Genomic DNA, 17,146 nt, shown 5'->3' with positions numbered 1-17,146 from the left:
ATGTCGGACGCCACGCAGGCATCGCCGGATACCGACCGGCTTGTGCCGGTCACGGTCCTGACCGGATTTCTGGGCGCGGGAAAGACGACGCTGCTCAATCACATCCTGACCGCCGAACATGGCCGCAAATACGCGGTCGTGGTCAACGAATTCGGGGAACTGGGCGTGGATAACGACCTCGTCGTCGATGCGGACGAGGAAGTGTTCGAAATGAACAACGGCTGCATCTGCTGCACCGTACGCGGCGACCTGATCCGCATCCTTGGCAACCTGATGAAGCGGCGGGGCAAGTTCGACGGCATCATCGTGGAGACGACCGGCCTTGCCGATCCCGCCCCCGTCGCGCAGACCTTTTTCGTTGACGAGGACGTGCGCGGCAAGACGCGGCTGGATGCGGTCGTGACCGTGGTCGATGCCTATAACGTGCTCCAGACGCTCAATGAAAGCCCGGAGGCGGTGAACCAGATCGCCTTTGCCGATGTCATTATCCTCAACAAGACCGACCTTGTGGACGAAGTGGCGCTGGCGACCATCGAATCGCGTATCCGCGCGATCAACGGCGTGGCCCGCCTGCATCGCGCGCAGCGCGGCGATGTCCCGCTCAGCGACGTGCTGGACCAGGGGGGCTTCGACCTGCAGCGCGCGCTCCAGCAGGCGCCGCGTTTCCTGGAGGAGACCGAACACCATCACGAGGAGGATGTGACCTCGATGTCCTTCGTGGTGGAAGAGCCGCTTGACGGGGCGAAGTTCCAGGCATGGATCGGCGCGCTGCTTCAGGAGAAGGGTGCGGATATCCTGCGTGCCAAGGGCATCCTGAACTATGCCGGGGAATCCCAGAGGTTCGCGTTCCAGGCGGTGCATATGATGGCCGATGGCGGTTTCATCGGACCATGGAAAAAGGATGAGAAGCCGGAATCCCGTCTGGTGTTCATCGGACGCAACCTCAACCGTCCGCAACTGCGTCGCGGATTTGAAAGCTGCCGTGCGAAATGAGTGACCGGATGAATGAGGCCGCGCCCGTCTCCCTTCTGGAACGGCGCGGCGCGACCCGCACGCTGGACGCCCACGTGACCGGCTGCGCCATTTCGCGCGACAGCCAGCAGGTCGCCTTTGCGACGGGGGAAGGGGACATCATCGTCGCCCCGCGCGCCGACTGGGGACAGGCCGATGCGTGGCAGGTGACGACCGTCCATGACGGCGCGGTCCTTTCCGTGGCGGCGGATGCCGCGCCGGGGGGATTCCTGACGGGCGGGGACGACAACACCCTGCGCCGCATCGCCGCCGACGGGACGGTCAGCGAACTGGTGCGGGGACGCCGCTGGGTCGAGCATGTCGCGACATGGGCCAACCCGAAGGACGCGACAAAGGGTGGCGTGATCGCCTTTGTCGCGGGCCGGCAGGTGGAACTGCGCGATGCGTCGGGGGAAACGACGCTCAAGACGCTGGACCATCCCTCCACCGTCAGCGGCATCACCTTTGACGTGAAGGGCAAGCGCATTGCCGCGTCGCATTACAATGGCGCGACGATGTGGTTCGTCCATGCAAAGGTCGATACGCCGCGACAGCTGGAATGGAAGGGCAGCCATATCGGCGTCGTCATCCACCCCGAGGGCGAGGCGCTGGTGACATCGATGCAGGAATCCGAACTGCACGGATGGCGGCTGTCGGACGGGCACAACATGCGCATGAGCGGCTATCCCGCCAAGGTGGCGTCGATGGCCTTTACCCGCAATGGCAAATGGCTTGTGACCGGTGGCGCGGATGTCGTGGTGATGTGGCCGTTCTTTGGCGGCGGTCCGATGGGCAAGGCGCCGGCGGAACTGGGTGGCGTGCCGGGCGTGATCTGCACCCGCGTGGCGACCCATCCCGTCCATGATATCGTCGCGGCGGGCTTTGCCGACGGGACCGTGCTGCTGGCCGATACCACGGCGCAGAAGATCCTGCCGGTCTGCACGGCGGGTGGCGGCCCCATTTCCGCGCTGGCCTTCAGCGACGATGGCTGCGCCCTTGCCTTCGGGACGGAGGAAGGACGCATCGCGATCGTGGACCTGTCCGCGCGTTGAACGACATGGCACGCACGGACGACGCCACGGGCGCGGTGGTCCCCCCCGTGCGTGTCCTGCATGTCATGGCGGGCCGGGGAAACGGCGGGGCGGAGCTGTATTCCACGGACGTGATCCTCAGCCTGCAGCAGGCCGGGCTGGCGCAGTGCGTGGTGATGCGTCCCGACGCGCCGCGCGTGCGCGAACTGCGTGCGGCAGGGGTGGATGTCATCACCGATGTCATGCGCCCGCCCCTTGCCCTGATGCAGCGTCGCCGCATGGGCGGGGTGATCGCGCGGTACCGGCCCGATATCGTGCATTGCTGGCTGCGTCGCGCCGCCGAACTGACCCCGCGCGACGCGGGTGCTGCGGCGCAGGTCATCGGCTGGTTCGGTAATTACAAGGACCTGCGCGCATTTTCGCACTGCCGCTGGTTCGTGGGATGTACCCCCGACATGGCGCAGTCGATGCGTGCGCGCGGGATCGCGGACGATCATGTCGCCTATATCCCGACCTTCCCCTCGGTGCAGGTCGCGGCCCCGCTGTCACGCCGGACGCTGGATACGCCGGCAGCCGCGCGCGTGCTGCTGACCCTGTCGCGCCTGCATGAGGCCAAGGGACTGGAAACCCTGCTGCATGCCCTGCGTGACCTGCCGGACTGTTACCTGTGGATGGCCGGGACGGGCCCGCTGCGCGACGCGCTGGGGGAACTGGCGCGGCGGCTGGGGGTGGAATCGCGTGTCCGCTTCCTTGGGTGGCGGACGGATCGCGGCGCGCTGCTGGCGGCGGCGGATGTGTGCGTCCTGCCCTCCCGCTATGAACCGTTCGGGACGGTGATCCTTGATGCTTGGTCGGCGCGCGCGCCGCTGGTCGCATGCGCCAGCGCCGGGCCGCGCGCGCATGTGCGCGATGGCGAAAATGGCATGCTGGTGCCGATCGACGATGTCGGGGCGCTGCGTCATGCCCTGCGCGCCGTCCTTGACGACGCATCCCTTCGCGCGCGCATCATCGCCGGGGGATACGCGGATTACGAGGCCGGCTATACCCGCGCTGCGGTAACGCGGCGCTGGCTTGAGTATTACCGCCGGATTTCCGCCTGCTGAACGGGCGGGACATCAATGCCCGGATTCGTGGTGGCGGGCCTGCGTGGCGGGGCAGGCGGCTGCTGTTTCGCCACGCCACCAAGGAAGGATTCCGCCAGCGCGCTGTAGAGCGAGTGGTGGCAGATCATGCGCGACACGCCATAGGCGAGGAAGGATGTGGCCAGCAGCGCCAGCGTCACCTCCTGATTGTCGCACATTTCCATCACGATGACCGACGCGGTCAGCGGGGACTGCACCACCGCCGAAAAATACCCGACCATGCCCAGCAGGACGACCGCGCCGGGCGTGGTGTGGGGCAGGAACTGCGCCACCCAGCCGCCAAATCCGGCCCCGATGGCAAGCGAGGGCGCGAACAGCCCCCCCGGTATGCCGGAGCAGTAGGAAATGATGGTGGCGATGAACTTCAGGATGAAGAAGGACGCGGGATAATGCGCCTGCCCGTCGATGACGGAGCGCGCCTGATAGTACCCCGTGCCATAGGTGATGCCGCCTGACGCGATGCCCAAGATCGCCAGCGCCAGCCCGCATGCGGCGGCGAAGGCGACGGGATGCCCCTTGGCAAAACGTCCCAGCGCACCGGGCAGTCCCGCCGTGGCGCGGATCAGGATGGCGGAAAACACCCCGCCGCCCACACCGCCGAGGATCCCGCACGTCAGCACCGCGATCCAGCTTATGCCGATGGGCACGCTGACGTCGGTATGCCCGAAATAGGTATAGTTGCCCACCAGCGCGATGGCGGTCACGCCCGACAGGATCACCCCGGTCAGCATGGTGCCGCTGGTGCGCTGCTCGAACGAATGGCTCAGCTCCTCGATGGCGAAGACGATGCCCGCCAGCGGCGTGTTGAATGCGGCCGCCACGCCGGATGCCCCACCCGCAAGGATCAGGCCGCGGCGCATGCTGACGGTCGACAGGTTCAGCCACCGCCCGCAGGTATGCATGATGGCCGCGCCGACCTGCACCGTGGGGCCTTCGCGCCCGATCGACGCCCCCGCCAGCAGGCCGAGCGTCGTCAGCGCGATCTTGCCAAACGCCACGCGCAGCGTCAGCAGCCGGTCCACGACGGCGAAATTCGTCAGGTTCAGCGTGGCGATGGTCTGGGGGATGCCGCTGCCCTGCGCGCCCCGGAACCATGTCCGCGTCAGCCATGACGACAGCGCCAGCCCGCCGGGGGTGACAACCAGCATGATCCACGGGTTCCATGCGATCAGGTGGGTGCGGATGCTGGCCGCCGTATCTGCGGCAAGGGCGAATCCGACCGCCACCATCCCCACCATGACGGCAGCGCTCCAGCACGCCAGTTTGCGTCGCCACTGTTCCGTGGTGATCCGTGCGGAACGCCGCAGGTGACGCCTGCGGGCGGGGGTAAGGTCAGGTTTCATCGCCGGTCAGGGCTTTCAGGTCATGCGTGGAACCGGAACCATCCTGACGGGCAGGAGGGTGGAGGTCGCCGGTCATTACTGTCTGTCGGGCGCCTGATGGCGCGGATGATCCGCACGGGGGCCACCCGCCGGGTATCTGTTTCCCCTGTGGACCCATTTCCCTTGTGGACCCATGAGGTTGGTGGTGTTGCGAATGGCCGTCATAATGACCCTGAACCGCCGTGCGGTCGCAGGGTTTCGGTATCACATCGTCGTGCCGGCGGGGGGATTTCCCCAGGGCCGGGGCCGTCAGGGCAGGACGACGACGCCGTTATGCTTGGCCTTGCGCTCGGGTTCAACATGAATGTTGATGAGCGCGCTGCCCAGATCGCCGCGCAGGGCCTCTTCGATCCGGTCACAGATCTGGTGCGCGTCTTCGACCGTCATGTCGCTTGCGACGACAAGGTGAAATTCGATGAAGGTCATCGCGCCCACGGTGCGCGCGCGGATATCGTGCGCCTCGATCGCGCCGGAGGCGGTGGCCGAAATGATCTGGCGGATGCGTGCCAGCGTTTCCGGGTCGGGTGCCGCGTCCATCAGGCCGGAAATGGACGTGCGCATCATGTCCCATCCCGTGCGCAGGACGTTCAGCGCGATCAGTCCCGCCAGGATGCTGTCCAGCCGGTCCCATCCCGTCAGCGGGATCAGGATGAAGCCCGCGACCAGTGCCGCGGATGCCCACACGTCGGACAGCACATGCTGCCCCCCCGCGATCAGGGTGGGCGACTGGTGCCGCCGTCCCGCCGCCATCATGACCGTCCCCCATGCGAGGTTGAGCACACCCGCCCCGCCGTTGAGGAGGACACCCATCAGGGAGTTGGTCGGAAGGTGGGGCGAAAACCATCCCTTCCATGCCTCGTGCCCGATGGTGATGGCGGTCATGACCACCAGCACCCCTTCGGCGACGGCTGACAGGTATTCCGCCTTGTAATGGCCATAGGTATGGTTGGCGTCCGGCGGCAGGCTTGCGACATGCAGCGCCCACAGCCCCGTCACGGCGGCGACGACATTGATGATCGTCTCCAGCGTGTCGGAATACAGCGCCACGCTGCCGGTCGCGCGCCATGCGGCGTATTTCATCGCCAGTGCGACGATGCTGACGCCCAGCGTGACCCAGGCGATCATGTTGCGTGACGCGCCGCCCGTCGATGGCGCGGCAGTGACGGTGGTGGTGGCTTCGCTCATACGCTGTGCGCCTCCGCAAGGACGCACAGCGTCGCGTCGTGACGGGTTTCCATCTGCAGGGTGGGGTGGACGATCGCAAAACGCGTCTTAAGTTCGCGCGCGATGTCATGGAGCATGCGGCTGTTCATGGCCGGGGCATGTTCGTCGCGCACCAGATGGACCGTCAGCGCGGTTTCCGTCGTGCTGATGGGCCAGATATGCAGGTCATGCAGGTCGACGATGTCGGGCAGGCCACGCAGGTAGGATTCCACCATCATGCGGTCGATGGACCGCGGCACCCGGTCCAGCGCCATGTCCAGCGAATCGCGCAGCAGGGACCATGTCGCCGCCACGATGGAAACCGACACAAGCAGGCTGACCACCGGGTCGATCCGCAGCCATCCGGTCATGAGGATAAGCCCGCCCGACACCACGACCGCCAGCGACATCAGCGCGTCGGACGCCATGTGCACGAAGGCGGCGCGCAGGTTCAGGTCCCCCTTGCCGCTGCGGGCGAACAGCATTGCCGTCAGGCCATTGACGGCAATGCCGATGGCCGCGACGACCATGACCGTCATGCCCGCGACAGGGTGGGGATGGATAAGCCGCAGCACCGATTCCCAGATGATCCCCCCCGTCACCAGAAGCAGGGCGACGGCGTTGCCAAGTGCCGCGAGGATGGATGAACGCCGCAGCCCATAGGTGAAATTGGAGGTGGGAGACCGCCGCGACAGGATTTCCGCAAGCCATGCGGCCCCCAGCGCCAGCACGTCCGACAGGTTGTGCCCCGCGTCCGCCAGCAGGGCCAGCGCATGTGATGCGATGCCCCAGATCGCCTCCGCGATGACATAGACAAGGTTCAGCCCGATTCCCAGCGCAAAGGCCCGTCCGTACGACGCGGGGGCATGGACGTGGTGATGGCCGAAACCATGGTGGGCATGGTCGTGTCCTTCATGCCCGTCATGGTCATGCTGGCATGCCGCTGCCCCGGACTCGTCATCGTGGTGGTGGTCATGATGCGGATCGTGGTGGTGATTCTTGCCCATTGGCACGGTCTTTCCTCAGGCTCTGCCCCGGCAGCGGTCGGACTGCGGAACGGGAACTCGCGGGGGGATGGGACCATATCGGGCACGTGGAACGGCATCGCCATGTCATGCCCGAATGCGACAGGGCACTCTCGCCCCATCCGGGTCGGCATGATATGGCAGGCGCGCCGCATATGGGCAATGGGCGATCTGCATGCGGCGCGCGCATGTTTGTCCCCTGCCATATATGCCCCCTGTCATAATATGCCCTTGCCATATCTTGTCCCCATGTCCTGCCGGACCGTCATCCTGTCAATGGACCCTTGCCGATGATCAGACTTACCGAACTGCGCCTTCCCCTTGGTCATGACCGCGCGGCACTGGAACAGGCCATCGTGACGCGCCTGGGCATCGCCCCGGACGCGCTGGAGGAGGTACGGATTTTCCGCCGTGGGCATGATGCGCGCCGGCGTGGGCGGATCATGCTGGTCTATACCGTGGACTGCCGCGTGCGCGACGCGGATGCGGTGCTGGCGGCGCATGCGGATGCGCCCAACATCACGGCCACGCCGGATACGCGCTACCGTTTCGGGATCGAAAATGGGGCGGACCTTGCGTCACGGCCCGGATACAGCCGTCCCGTCGTGATCGGGGCGGGGCCATGCGGCCTGATGGCGGCGCTGGTCATGGCGCAGATGGGATTGCGCCCCATCATCGTCGAACGGGGCAAGGTCGTGCGCGAACGCACCGTCGATACGTTCGCCCTGTGGCGCAAATCCATCCTCAATCCCGAAAGCAACGTGCAGTTCGGCGAGGGCGGCGCGGGCACGTTTTCCGACGGAAAGCTGTACAGCCAGGTCAGCGATCCGCGTCATTACGGGCGCAAGGTGCTGGAGGAGTTCGTGCGCGCTGGCGCGCCGGAGGAGATCCTCTATATTTCCCACCCGCATGTCGGTACGTTCCGTCTTGTCTCCATGGTGGAACATATCCGTGCGGAGATCGAGGCGCTGGGCGGTGAATACCATTTCGGCGCGCATGTGGACGAACTGCTGGTTGCAACGCATGACGGCGTCCGGCGGGTGGAGGGCGTGCGCCTGACCAATGGCGACGTCATCGAATCGACTCATGTCATCCTCGCCATCGGTCACAGCGCCCGTGACACGTTTACCAGCCTGCATGCCTCCGGCGTCGCGATGGAGGCCAAGCCCTTTTCCATCGGCGTGCGCATCGAACACCCGCAATCGGTCATCGATGTCGCGCGCTATGGCACCCGTACGCCAGACCCGTTGCTGGGGGCGGCGGATTACCGGTTGGTACATCATGCTTCCAACGGCCGGGCGGTCTATTCCTTTTGCATGTGTCCCGGTGGCACCGTGGTCGCCGCCACGTCGGAGGAAGGGCAGGTCGTCACCAACGGGATGAGCCAGTATTCCCGCGCCGAACGCAACGCCAATGCCGGGATCGTGGTGGGGGTCAGCCCGCAGGTGGATTATCCCGGTGGTCCGCTGGCGGGGATCGCGTTCCAGCGGCACTGGGAACGTCAGGCGTTCCTTGCGGGTGGGGGACGTTATTTCGCCCCGGCCCAGACGGTGGGGGATTTCCTTGTCGGCCGGCCTTCGACCTCGCTTGGCGATGTCACGCCATCCTATCGGCCCGGTGTCACGCCGACCGACCTGTCCGCCTGCCTGCCGGATTTTGCGATCACCGCCCTGCGGGAGGCATTGCCCGCCTTTGACCGCAAGCTGGCGGAATTCGCGATGAACGACGCGGTGATGACCGGGGTGGAAACCCGGACGTCCTCCCCCCTGCGTATCCCGCGTGGAGCGGACGGGCAGAGCATCAATACGCGCGGGCTTTATCCGGCGGGCGAGGGGGCCGGATATGCCGGGGGCATCCTTTCGGCGGGCATCGATGGTATCCGCATGGCCGAAGCCGTGGCCCTGTCGCTGGCGGGGCGTCCGGTGGACGGGCTGGTGCGCAAGGGGATGACGCAGGCGTCGGACGCGCGCTAGCTGGCGGTCTGAAGAACAGTCGCTTGATAAAAACAAAAGTTTTGGGTGTCGCCTTTTTTTAAAAAGGCGACGTCTTTCGAAGCTTTTTGCAAAAAGCTTCACCAAAAAACTTTTATGATTTCAGGGTATTGTCCGGTCTGTCTTTTCAGGCGGCCCCCTGGGGCGCGGCTACAGGAATGAAATCGGGTCGATATCCACGTCCACCCGCGCGCCGCGTTCGGGCTTCACCCGCGACAGCCATTCGCGCATGATCGGCTGGACCGGGATATTGCGCCGCGCGCGCAGCAGAAGGCGCTGGCGATGGCGGCCGCGCAGGATCGCCAGCGGGGCCGGGGCGGGGCCAAGGACCTGAACGCCATCAAGGCGCGGGGCCTCGTGCCCCAGCGCGCGGGCGGTCATGTCGGCGGCCTCCGGCGTGTCGGCGCTGACGATCAGGGCGACGAGGCGACCGAACGGCGGCCAGAATCCGGGCCTGCGCTGTTCGGCTTCCTGTTCCATGAAACTTGCGAAATCACCGGAGACGAGGGCCTCCATCACCGGGTGGTCCGGGACATAGCTCTGCAGCAGGACATGGCCCTGCGCCTCCGCCCGGCCGGCGCGGCCGGCCACCTGATGCAGCAGCTGCACCGTGCGTTCCGCCGCGCGCAGGTCGCCACCCCCAAGGCCGAGATCCGCATCGACAATCCCCACCAGCGTCAGGTGCGGGAAATGCCATCCCTTTGCGACGATCTGCGTGCCGATCACCAGATCCACCTCGCGCCGGGCGATGCGGTCGACCGCTTCGGCCGTGGCCGCCGGACCATGCAGCGTGTCGCTGGCCATCACAAGGATGCGGGCGTCGGGAAAGGTTGCGCGCGCTTCCTCCGTAATGCGTTCGACGCCGGGGCCGATGGGCGTCAGGCTGTCTTCGGCATTGCACGAGGGGCAGGCGGGGGGCATCGCTTCGTGATGGCCGCAGTGATGGCATGTCAGGATGCGTCGCGCGCGATGTTCCACCAGCCACGCGGTACAGTTCGGGCACTGCATCCTGTGCCCGCAGGTGCGGCACAGCGTCAGCGGCGCGTACCCGCGCCGGTTGAGGAACAGCATCGCCTGTTCCTGCCGCCCGATGGTCTGCGCAATGGCGTCGGTCAGCACAGGCGACAGGAACAGCCCGCGTTCGGGTGGACTGGCGCGCATGTCGAGCGTACGCACCTGCGGCATGGAGGCATTGCCATGTCGTGCGCCCAGACGCAGGTGGCGGTAACGTCCGGCCCCCACATTCGCCAGTGTCTCGAGGCTGGGCGTTGCGGAAACCAGCATGATGGGCGCGTTATCCATGCGCGCGCGCACCACCGCCATGTCGCGGGCGTTGTAGGTGACGCCTTCTTCCTGCTTGAAGGAGGTCTCGTGTTCCTCGTCCACGATGATGAGGCCAAGGCGCACGAACGGCAGGAACAGGGCGGACCGCGCGCCCACCACCACGTGTGCCTCGCCATCGGCTACGGCGCGCCACGTGACCCGGCGCAGGCGCGGACCAAGGTCCGAATGCCACAGCGCGGGCGCGGTGCCGAAACGCCGTTCGAAACGTTCCGTCCACTGCGATGACAGGGCGATTTCTGGCAGCAGCACAAGCACCTGCAGTCCTTTTTCAAGGCATGCGGCGATGGCCTCCATATAGATTTCCGTCTTGCCCGATCCGGTCACCCCTTCGAGCAGCGTGATCGAAAACCGGTCTTCCGCCACCGTATCACGCAGGGCGCGGGCGACGTCGGCCTGTTCCCCCTCCAGCACCGGCGGGGCATGGGCGGGATCCGGCGTCGCGAACGCCCGTGGCGCCGGCAGGACCACTTCATGCAGGCATCCCGCCTGCGCAAGGCCGCGCACGACGCTGGCGCCCACCCCGGCACGGGTGGCCAGGTCGGTGGTGGACATGGGGGGGCCGGCCCGCGCGATGTCGAGGACCTTCTGCCGTGCGGGCGTCAGGCGCAGGCCGGGCGGGATTTCATCGGCCACCTTCCACCCCGCCGCCGGGCGCGGGGCGGCGGCCGTGGTACTGGTCCGCAGGGCCATCGCCAGGACCATGCCCGGCGGCGACAGCGTATAGGCCGCGACCCAGTCGATGAAGCGTCGCAGGGGGGCGGGCATGGGTGGCAGGTCCAGGCGGCCGCCAACCGCGCGCAGGCGGCCCGCCGCGACCGGGGGCATGGGGGGCGGTATGAATTCGGGTGGCAGGCGCAGTTCCATGTCCCAGACCACGCCCGTTTCGGTGCGGCGGCCCAGCGGCACGCTGACGATATCGCCCGGCCGCAGGTCAAGGCCCGTCGGCGCGCGGTAATCCAGTGCGCCCGCGAAAGGCAGGGGCAGCATGACCCGCACCCGCCGCGCCGTGGGCGACGGGGCGTGCGAACCCGGTTGCGACTCCATCAGGTCAGGCGTGTGGTTGCGGCGCGGCATGCGGTTTTCTAGCGTCGCGGGGCACGGATGTCTTGTCTGCTGTTGCGTGGGAATGCACATGGGAACATGAACGCCATGGTGGTGGCGTGACGGGCCGCCGGACTGACAGGTTGCAGATTAAGGGAACGGCTGGCCGTGGCAGGGGAGGATGACGCAACATGATGGCCACGCAGGCATGTGCATGTTTTCTGGACTGGATGGCTGACGAGCGCCGTGCCTCCCCCCGCACGATCGAGGCATATCGCGGCGACCTGCAACGCTTCATCACGTTTGCGGGCAACCATCTGGGGGGCGAGGTGGATATCGCCGCGCTCGACCGGATCGGCCTTGCCGACCTGCGGGCATGGCTGGCGTTCGAACATGACCAGGCCCTGCGTCCGCGACCGGGACATCGCGTTACGACCCACGACCGCGCCGCGCGCACGCGCGCACGCCGGGTGTCGGCGCTGCGTTCCTTTTTCCGCTACCTCGCGCGGCATCATGGCGTGGACAATCCGGCGCCCGGCCTGCTGGCGGCCCCGCGTGTGAAAAAGACCCTGCCCCGCCCCCTGAATCACGAAGACGCGCTGGAGGTGCCGCAGGGCGTGGGCGAAATCGCGCATACCCCCATGGCACGCGTGCGTGACGGGACGCTGTTCCTGCTGCTGTATGGCTGCGGCCTGCGCATTTCGGAGGCACTGTCGCTTGATATCGCGGACCTTGACCATGCCCTGGCGCTGGGCGACGGGGCGGACGAGGGCGTGCTGCGCATCCGGGGCAAGGGGGGCAAGGAACGCATGGTGCCGATCCTGCCGGTGGTGGGGCGCAGCCTGATGGAATGGCGGCGGCGTCATCCCGCACCGTTTCCCGATGCGCCGCTGTTTCCCGGCGTGCGTGGCGGTCGCCTGCAGCCCGCCGTGGCGCAGCGCGCGATGCGGACATGGCGGCACATGGCGGGCCTGCCGGAACATGCAACCCCCCACGCGCTGCGCCATTCATTTGCAACCCACCTGATGGAGGGCGGGGCCGATCTGCGCGTGATCCAGGAACTTCTGGGTCATGCCAGCCTGTCCACGACGCAGCGCTACACCCTTGCGGATGAATCACGGCTGCTTGACGTCTGGACGCGTGCGCATCCCCGCGCACGGATATAGGCTACCGCCACAGGAAAACGGAGTTTTTCAAGACATGAGCCAGCTCCCCCGCCAGCCCTATCCGCCCATTGATCCCTATGACCATGGATACCTCGATACCGGGGATGGCCACCGGGTCTATTGGGAGCTTTGCGGCAATCCCGACGGGATTCCTGTCGTATTCCTTCATGGGGGGCCGGGGGGCGGATGTTCGGCGCTGCAACGCCGCATGTTCGACCCGTCGCGGTACCGCATCCTGCTGTTCGATCAGCGGGGATGTGGACGTTCCAAGCCGCATGCCTCGCTTGAAAACAACACGACATGGCATCTTGTCGGCGATATCGAACGCCTGCGCGAAATGACGGGCGCGCAGACATGGATGGTGTTTGGCGGGTCATGGGGATCGACGCTGGCGCTGGCCTATGCCCAGACGCATCCCGACCGGGTCACGGCGCTGGTGCTGCGCGGGATTTTCACCCTGCGCCGTGCCGAGGTCCAGTGGTACTATCAGGAAGGGGCGTCATGGCTGTTCCCGGACAAATGGGAACGTTTCATCGCCCCCATCCCGCCCCAGGAACGTGGTGACATGATCGGGGCCTATCACCGGCGCCTGACCGGCCCCGACGGGGAGGAGCGCACGCGCGCCGCCCTGGCATGGAGCCTGTGGGAAGGGGAGACCCTGACCCTGCTGCCGATGCCCGATATCGCCAGCCAGCATGCCGATATCCGCTATGCCACGGCATTTTCACGGATCGAGAATCATTATTTCGTCCATGGCGGATGGCTGGAGGAGGGGCAGCTGATCCGCGATGTCGGGCTGATCCGCCATATCCCGGCCGTGATCGTACAGGGACGCTATGACATCGCCACGCCCATGCGCACCGCGTGGGACCTGCATCGCGCCTGGCCCGAAGCCACGTTCCATCTGGTTGACGCGGCGGGGCATGCGATGTCCGAACCCGGAATCCTCTCGGCCCTGCTGGACGCGACGGATTCGTTCGCCACCCGCCTGTAAGGCATGGTGATGTCGCGTTCCCCTGCACCCCGCGCCCGGTCGTGGGGCATCGCGCTGTGTGCCGCCGTGCTGTCTGGCACGCAGGCGGTGTCCGCGCGTCCGGCATGGGCGCAGGACGAAGGGCGCGTATGTTCACGCAGGCATGTGGCGCAGATCCCGTTGCGCAATGATGGCGGCTACCTTTCGATTGTCGCGGAGGTGGCGGGCCGCGAACTCAGCCTGCTGGTGGATACGGGATCGGATGGTGGCCTTTTGACGCCCGAAATGGTGCATCGCCTGCGCCTGGGCCTTGATCCGGCGCAGCAGACGGTGGTGCACGGAACGGGCGGCACGGTCCATGCAACGCCCAACGCCATCGTGCCGGACCTGCGAATCGGCGGGGTGGATTTTGGCGCCATGTCCGCGCCGGTGGGCGTACTGCCCGGACAGCCCATGATAACCCCGCCCGTGGGTGGCCTGATCGGGGGGGACGTGCTATCGCATTTCGACCTCGACATGGATGTCCCCAACGGACAGATGGGCCTGTGGGAAGTGCATGCGGGTTCCGTCGCCTGCGCGCAGCCCCCGGCATGGGCCGGATGGTACGATACGCTCCCCCTGCAGCGGCAGGAAAACCGCTTCATGCTGGATGTGCGCCTCAACGGACAGCCGGTGAAGGCGCTGCTCGACAGTGGCGCGCGCTCGCGCATTGTCTCGCCCGAAGTGGCGGCGCGCCTTGGCGTCCGCGCGGAACAGCTTGAAACCGACCCCGGCGGGATCACCAGCGGCATTGACGGGCACGAGGATGTCTATCACTGGCATCGCTTCAGCAGCCTGCAGATCGGCCATGAACTGGAACGCAATACCGTCATGACGGTGGCCCCCCTGCGCGAGGGACTGGAAATGCTGCTTGGCTCCGACTGGTTCGCGCTCCATCGGGTCTGGATTTCCTATGCCACAGGACAGGCCTTCGTAAGGCCGGCGGTCCTTGCCCAGGATTCCACGCACGGGACGCAGGCGAAACCGCATGGCCCCGCATCCCCGGCCAGAAAATATCCGGACCGATAGCAAACACCCCACGGGATGAAAGACGGCGGAAGTTTTCGTGTGCCGTCCCTAATAATATTCCTGAAGTCATAAAAGTTTTTGGTGAAGCTTTTTGCAAAAAGCTTCGGAAGACGTCGCCTTTTTGAAAAAAGGCGACACCCAAAAACTTCTATCTCAAACAGTCCCGCAGGCTTTTTTACATAAAGCCTGCGGGGAAGCTTCTTCACGACATGCCAGCCCCTGCCTGCCGGTGATGCGGGTCACGCAGGGGCTGGTTGGACAGGTGTCAGCCCTTCAGGTGGGCATTGCACACGCTGTAGTACCCACCCCCACGCTCGATCCAGCGCAGGCCGCCATTCGCGTTGGTCGCCTTGTTGGCATTATACTGGTCAAGGCAGGTGTGCAGCCGGGCCTTGCCCGCGCTTTCCTTGGCATATTTCGCGGAAACGGCGCTGGGCAGGGTGGCGTTCGTCGCAACCGGCGCGACCTTGGCGGCGGGTGCGGCTGGCGCTGCTGCCGGCGCGGGTGCTGCCGCCACGGGGGGCTTTGCCGCTTCGGCGGGGGCTGCCGCAGCGGCGGCAGGAGTGGTGGCGTCATCGCACTGCGCGGCCTTGAACGCCTTGTAGGTCTGTCCGTTCAGGGTACCTGCGGTGCGGGCGGCCACGAATTTCTGGTGGCAGGCCTTGGACGTTTCACGGGCATGGCCGGTGGCGGGAGAGAAGGCGAGGGCGGCGGGAAGGCCCACAGCCATGGCAGCGGCCAGGTAATGACGGCGGGAAAAAATCATGAAAAAATGGTCCTCCGGTTTGACTGAAATACATAAGGTCCGCGCGTCATGCGCTACAATGCGCTGTCGCCGGTTTCACGGGTGCGGATGCGCACCACGCTTTCAAGTGGGATGATGAAAATCTTGCCATCGCCGATCTTGCCGGTATGGGCGGCCTGAACGATGGTTTCCACCGTCTGTTCGACAAGGTCGTCCGATACCGCGACCTCTATCTTGATCTTGGGCAGGAAGCTGACGTGGTATTCCGCCCCGCGATAGATTTCGGTCTGGCCCTTCTGCCGCCCGAATCCCTTGACCTCGGAGACGGTGAGTCCCTGAATCCCGAGCGGGGTCAGCGCCTCGCGCACGTCGTCGAGCTTGAATGGCTTGATGATGGCAGTGACAAGCTTCATCTCACCGTATCTCCAATCCTGTGTTTGCGGGCCGTGCAACCGTCATCAGGCATCGGATGACACGCCTCTTATACCGCGAGTGCAGGAGGCATGTCATCCGTGATTACGCGCCGTCGCCTTCCTGCGCCGGGAACTGGCGGCCGGGATCTGGCGAAGGCCCGGCGCGCGGCGTTTGGACACCTGATACGTTGCATGCCATATCTGCGTTGCATTGCCCGTGAACACGCCACAGCGCTGGGCGGTTCCCATGCGGCGGCCACTGACAGGACGAAGAAGACGATGAGCGAACACATGACAGCCACCCCGTCCAATCCGGGCGACGCGATGGAGGCGGATGTCTGCATTGTGGGGGCGGGCCCCGTGGGCGCGACCCTGGCATGCCGACTGGCGGTGGAGGGGATGCGCGTGGTCATCATTGACCGTGCCGCCCTGCCGCCGATGGAACATCCTGCCTTTGACGGCCGTGCCTATGCCATCGCGGCGGGGTCGCGCCGCCTGCTGGAGGCGGCAGGCGTGTGGGCGCGCCTGCCGATGCCCGCGTGCGACATCCGCGAAATCCGCGTCACCGACGGCCGGCCGGGACAGCGGCCGTCGCCCCTGTTCCTTGAATTCGGGCGCGATGACGCGCCGGAACCCTTTGGTTCCATGATCGAGGCGCGGGCCCTGCGTGTCGCGCTCAACGCCTCGCTGCATGCAACGCCCGGCATTACGGTCCTTGCCCCGGACGAGGCGACGGTCGTGCGCAGGCCCGAGGGCGCGGTCATCACCACGCGCAGCGGACGCACCATTTCGGCGCGCCTGGTCGTCGCGGCGGAGGGACGGCGCAGCCCTCTGCGCACGCAGGCCGGAATCGTGGTGACGCGCCTGCCGTATCACCAGTGCGGGATCGTGTGCGCCGTGGCGCATGAGCGCCCGCACGAAGGGCGCGCGCTGGAGCATTTCCTGCCTGCCGGTCCCTTTGCGCAGCTGCCGATGGCGGGGACGGCGGAACATCCCAACCTGTCCGCGCTGGTCTGGACGGACGAGGAAAAGCTGGCCCACCGCCTGGCGGAGCTTCCGGCGGAGGCGTTCGCCCATGAAATCCGCCGCCGCATGGGCGACTGGCTGGGTGAGGTGACGCCGGTGGGACGGCGCTGGGTCTATCCCCTGTCGGCGCAGTACGCGCAGCGTTATATCGACACGCGGCTGGTGCTGGTGGGGGATTCCGCCCACGGCATCCATCCCATCGCGGGGCAGGGCCTGAACCTTGGCTTTCGTGACGTGATCGCGCTGTCGGACCTGCTGGCGGGTGTGCATGCGCGCGGCGGCGATGTGGGCGAAGCTTCGGTGCTGCGTGATTATCAGGCGCGCTGCCGTCCGGCCAACATGCTGATGCTGGCGGCGACCGACATGCTGGAACGCCTGTTCGGCAACGACAATCCCGTGCTGCGTCTGGCGCGTGACGTCGGGCTGGCGGGGGTGAACCGCATCACGCCCCTGCGCCGGGCCTTTGCGCGGCACGCCATGGGCCTGTAACGCGCCCGCCTTATCCCGTATCGTGTCTTCATCCTGATTTTTCATAACCGGACGCTCCGACATGTCTGAACGTCAGCCCCCAGGCGCTTCCCTTAC

14 protein-coding genes are annotated in these 17,146 nt (G+C 66.2%); 8 read left to right on the top strand and 6 right to left on the bottom strand.

What is annotated here, in order from left to right; all coding sequences use genetic code 11:
- Genes NJLHNGOC_RS10595 through NJLHNGOC_RS10585 form a run of 3 tightly spaced genes read left to right on the top strand, consistent with a single transcriptional unit; the run spans nt 1 to nt 3,145 of the window.
- Complete coding sequence (locus NJLHNGOC_RS10595; RefSeq protein ID WP_113596378.1) at nt 1–993, top strand: CobW family GTP-binding protein; 993 nt, start codon at nt 1–3, stop codon at nt 991–993.
- Complete coding sequence (locus NJLHNGOC_RS10590) at nt 990–2,063, top strand: WD40 repeat domain-containing protein (protein WP_113596326.1); 1,074 nt, start codon at nt 990–992, stop codon at nt 2,061–2,063. Before NJLHNGOC_RS10595 ends, NJLHNGOC_RS10590 begins: the two co-directional genes overlap by 4 nt.
- A 5-nt stretch (nt 2,064–2,068) precedes the next feature.
- The gene (locus NJLHNGOC_RS10585; RefSeq protein WP_239021469.1) at nt 2,069–3,145 is read left to right on the top strand and encodes a glycosyltransferase; all 1,077 of its coding nucleotides are present in this window, start codon (nt 2,069–2,071) and stop codon (nt 3,143–3,145) included.
- Here NJLHNGOC_RS10585 and NJLHNGOC_RS10580 read toward each other — a convergent pair.
- The 3 genes from NJLHNGOC_RS10580 to NJLHNGOC_RS10570 form a co-directional block, all read right to left on the bottom strand.
- Nucleotides 3,121–4,527: a chloride channel protein gene (locus tag NJLHNGOC_RS10580; protein ID WP_113596325.1), complete on the bottom strand. Its 1,407-nt coding sequence runs from the start codon at nt 4,525–4,527 to the stop codon at nt 3,121–3,123. The genes NJLHNGOC_RS10585 and NJLHNGOC_RS10580 overlap by 25 nt on opposite strands.
- Nucleotides 4,528–4,815: 288 nt before the next feature.
- Nucleotides 4,816–5,691, bottom strand: a complete 876-nt coding sequence (locus tag NJLHNGOC_RS10575) for a cation diffusion facilitator family transporter (RefSeq protein WP_113596376.1) — start codon at nt 5,689–5,691, stop codon at nt 4,816–4,818.
- Between the two features lie 56 nt (nt 5,692–5,747).
- Nucleotides 5,748–6,776: a cation diffusion facilitator family transporter gene (locus NJLHNGOC_RS10570; protein WP_113596324.1), complete on the bottom strand. Its 1,029-nt coding sequence runs from the start codon at nt 6,774–6,776 to the stop codon at nt 5,748–5,750.
- Nucleotides 6,777–7,084: 308 nt separating this feature from the next.
- On the opposite strand from NJLHNGOC_RS10570, the gene NJLHNGOC_RS10565 reads away from it, so the two are divergent.
- Nucleotides 7,085–8,767, top strand: a complete 1,683-nt coding sequence (locus NJLHNGOC_RS10565; RefSeq protein WP_113596323.1) for an NAD(P)/FAD-dependent oxidoreductase — start codon at nt 7,085–7,087, stop codon at nt 8,765–8,767.
- 168 nt (nt 8,768–8,935) lie between these two features.
- Here the strand turns inward: NJLHNGOC_RS10565 and NJLHNGOC_RS10560 are convergent, their stop codons facing one another.
- Complete coding sequence (locus tag NJLHNGOC_RS10560) at nt 8,936–11,203, bottom strand: primosomal protein N' (RefSeq protein WP_113596322.1); 2,268 nt, start codon at nt 11,201–11,203, stop codon at nt 8,936–8,938.
- Between the two features lie 158 nt (nt 11,204–11,361).
- Here NJLHNGOC_RS10560 and NJLHNGOC_RS10555 point away from each other — a divergent pair, with 158 nt between their 5' ends.
- The 3 genes from NJLHNGOC_RS10555 to NJLHNGOC_RS10545 are packed head-to-tail and all read left to right on the top strand — an operon-like array spanning nt 11,362 to nt 14,377.
- The gene (locus tag NJLHNGOC_RS10555; RefSeq protein ID WP_113596321.1) at nt 11,362–12,336 is read left to right on the top strand and encodes a tyrosine recombinase XerC; all 975 of its coding nucleotides are present in this window, start codon (nt 11,362–11,364) and stop codon (nt 12,334–12,336) included.
- A gap of 34 nt (nt 12,337–12,370) precedes the next feature.
- A complete protein-coding gene (gene pip / locus NJLHNGOC_RS10550; protein ID WP_113596320.1) occupies nt 12,371–13,330 on the top strand; it encodes a prolyl aminopeptidase in 960 nt (319 codons plus the stop codon).
- 9 nt (nt 13,331–13,339) lie between these two features.
- Complete coding sequence (locus NJLHNGOC_RS10545; protein ID WP_113596375.1) at nt 13,340–14,377, top strand: retroviral-like aspartic protease family protein; 1,038 nt, start codon at nt 13,340–13,342, stop codon at nt 14,375–14,377.
- Nucleotides 14,378–14,642: 265 nt separating this feature from the next.
- On the opposite strand, the gene NJLHNGOC_RS10540 is transcribed toward NJLHNGOC_RS10545, so the two are convergent.
- Both NJLHNGOC_RS10540 and NJLHNGOC_RS10535 read right to left on the bottom strand, forming a co-directional pair.
- On the bottom strand, nt 14,643–15,143 hold the full coding sequence (locus tag NJLHNGOC_RS10540; protein WP_113596319.1) for a hypothetical protein: 501 nt from the start codon (nt 15,141–15,143) through the stop codon (nt 14,643–14,645).
- Nucleotides 15,144–15,196: 53 nt separating this feature from the next.
- Entirely contained in the window at nt 15,197–15,535 is a 339-nt protein-coding gene (locus NJLHNGOC_RS10535) for a P-II family nitrogen regulator (protein ID WP_110529784.1), read from the bottom strand.
- Nucleotides 15,536–15,826: 291 nt separating this feature from the next.
- On the opposite strand from NJLHNGOC_RS10535, the gene NJLHNGOC_RS10530 reads away from it, so the two are divergent.
- A complete protein-coding gene (locus NJLHNGOC_RS10530; protein WP_113596374.1) occupies nt 15,827–17,050 on the top strand; it encodes a UbiH/UbiF/VisC/COQ6 family ubiquinone biosynthesis hydroxylase in 1,224 nt (407 codons plus the stop codon).
- The last annotated feature ends 96 nt before the right edge of the window (nt 17,051–17,146 follow it).

Source organism: Novacetimonas cocois (genome assembly GCF_003311635.1).
Taxonomy (GTDB): domain Bacteria; phylum Pseudomonadota; class Alphaproteobacteria; order Acetobacterales; family Acetobacteraceae; genus Novacetimonas; species Novacetimonas cocois.
Note: the sequence above shows the minus strand (reverse complement) of the source record. Positions and strands in the feature narration are given on the sequence as shown.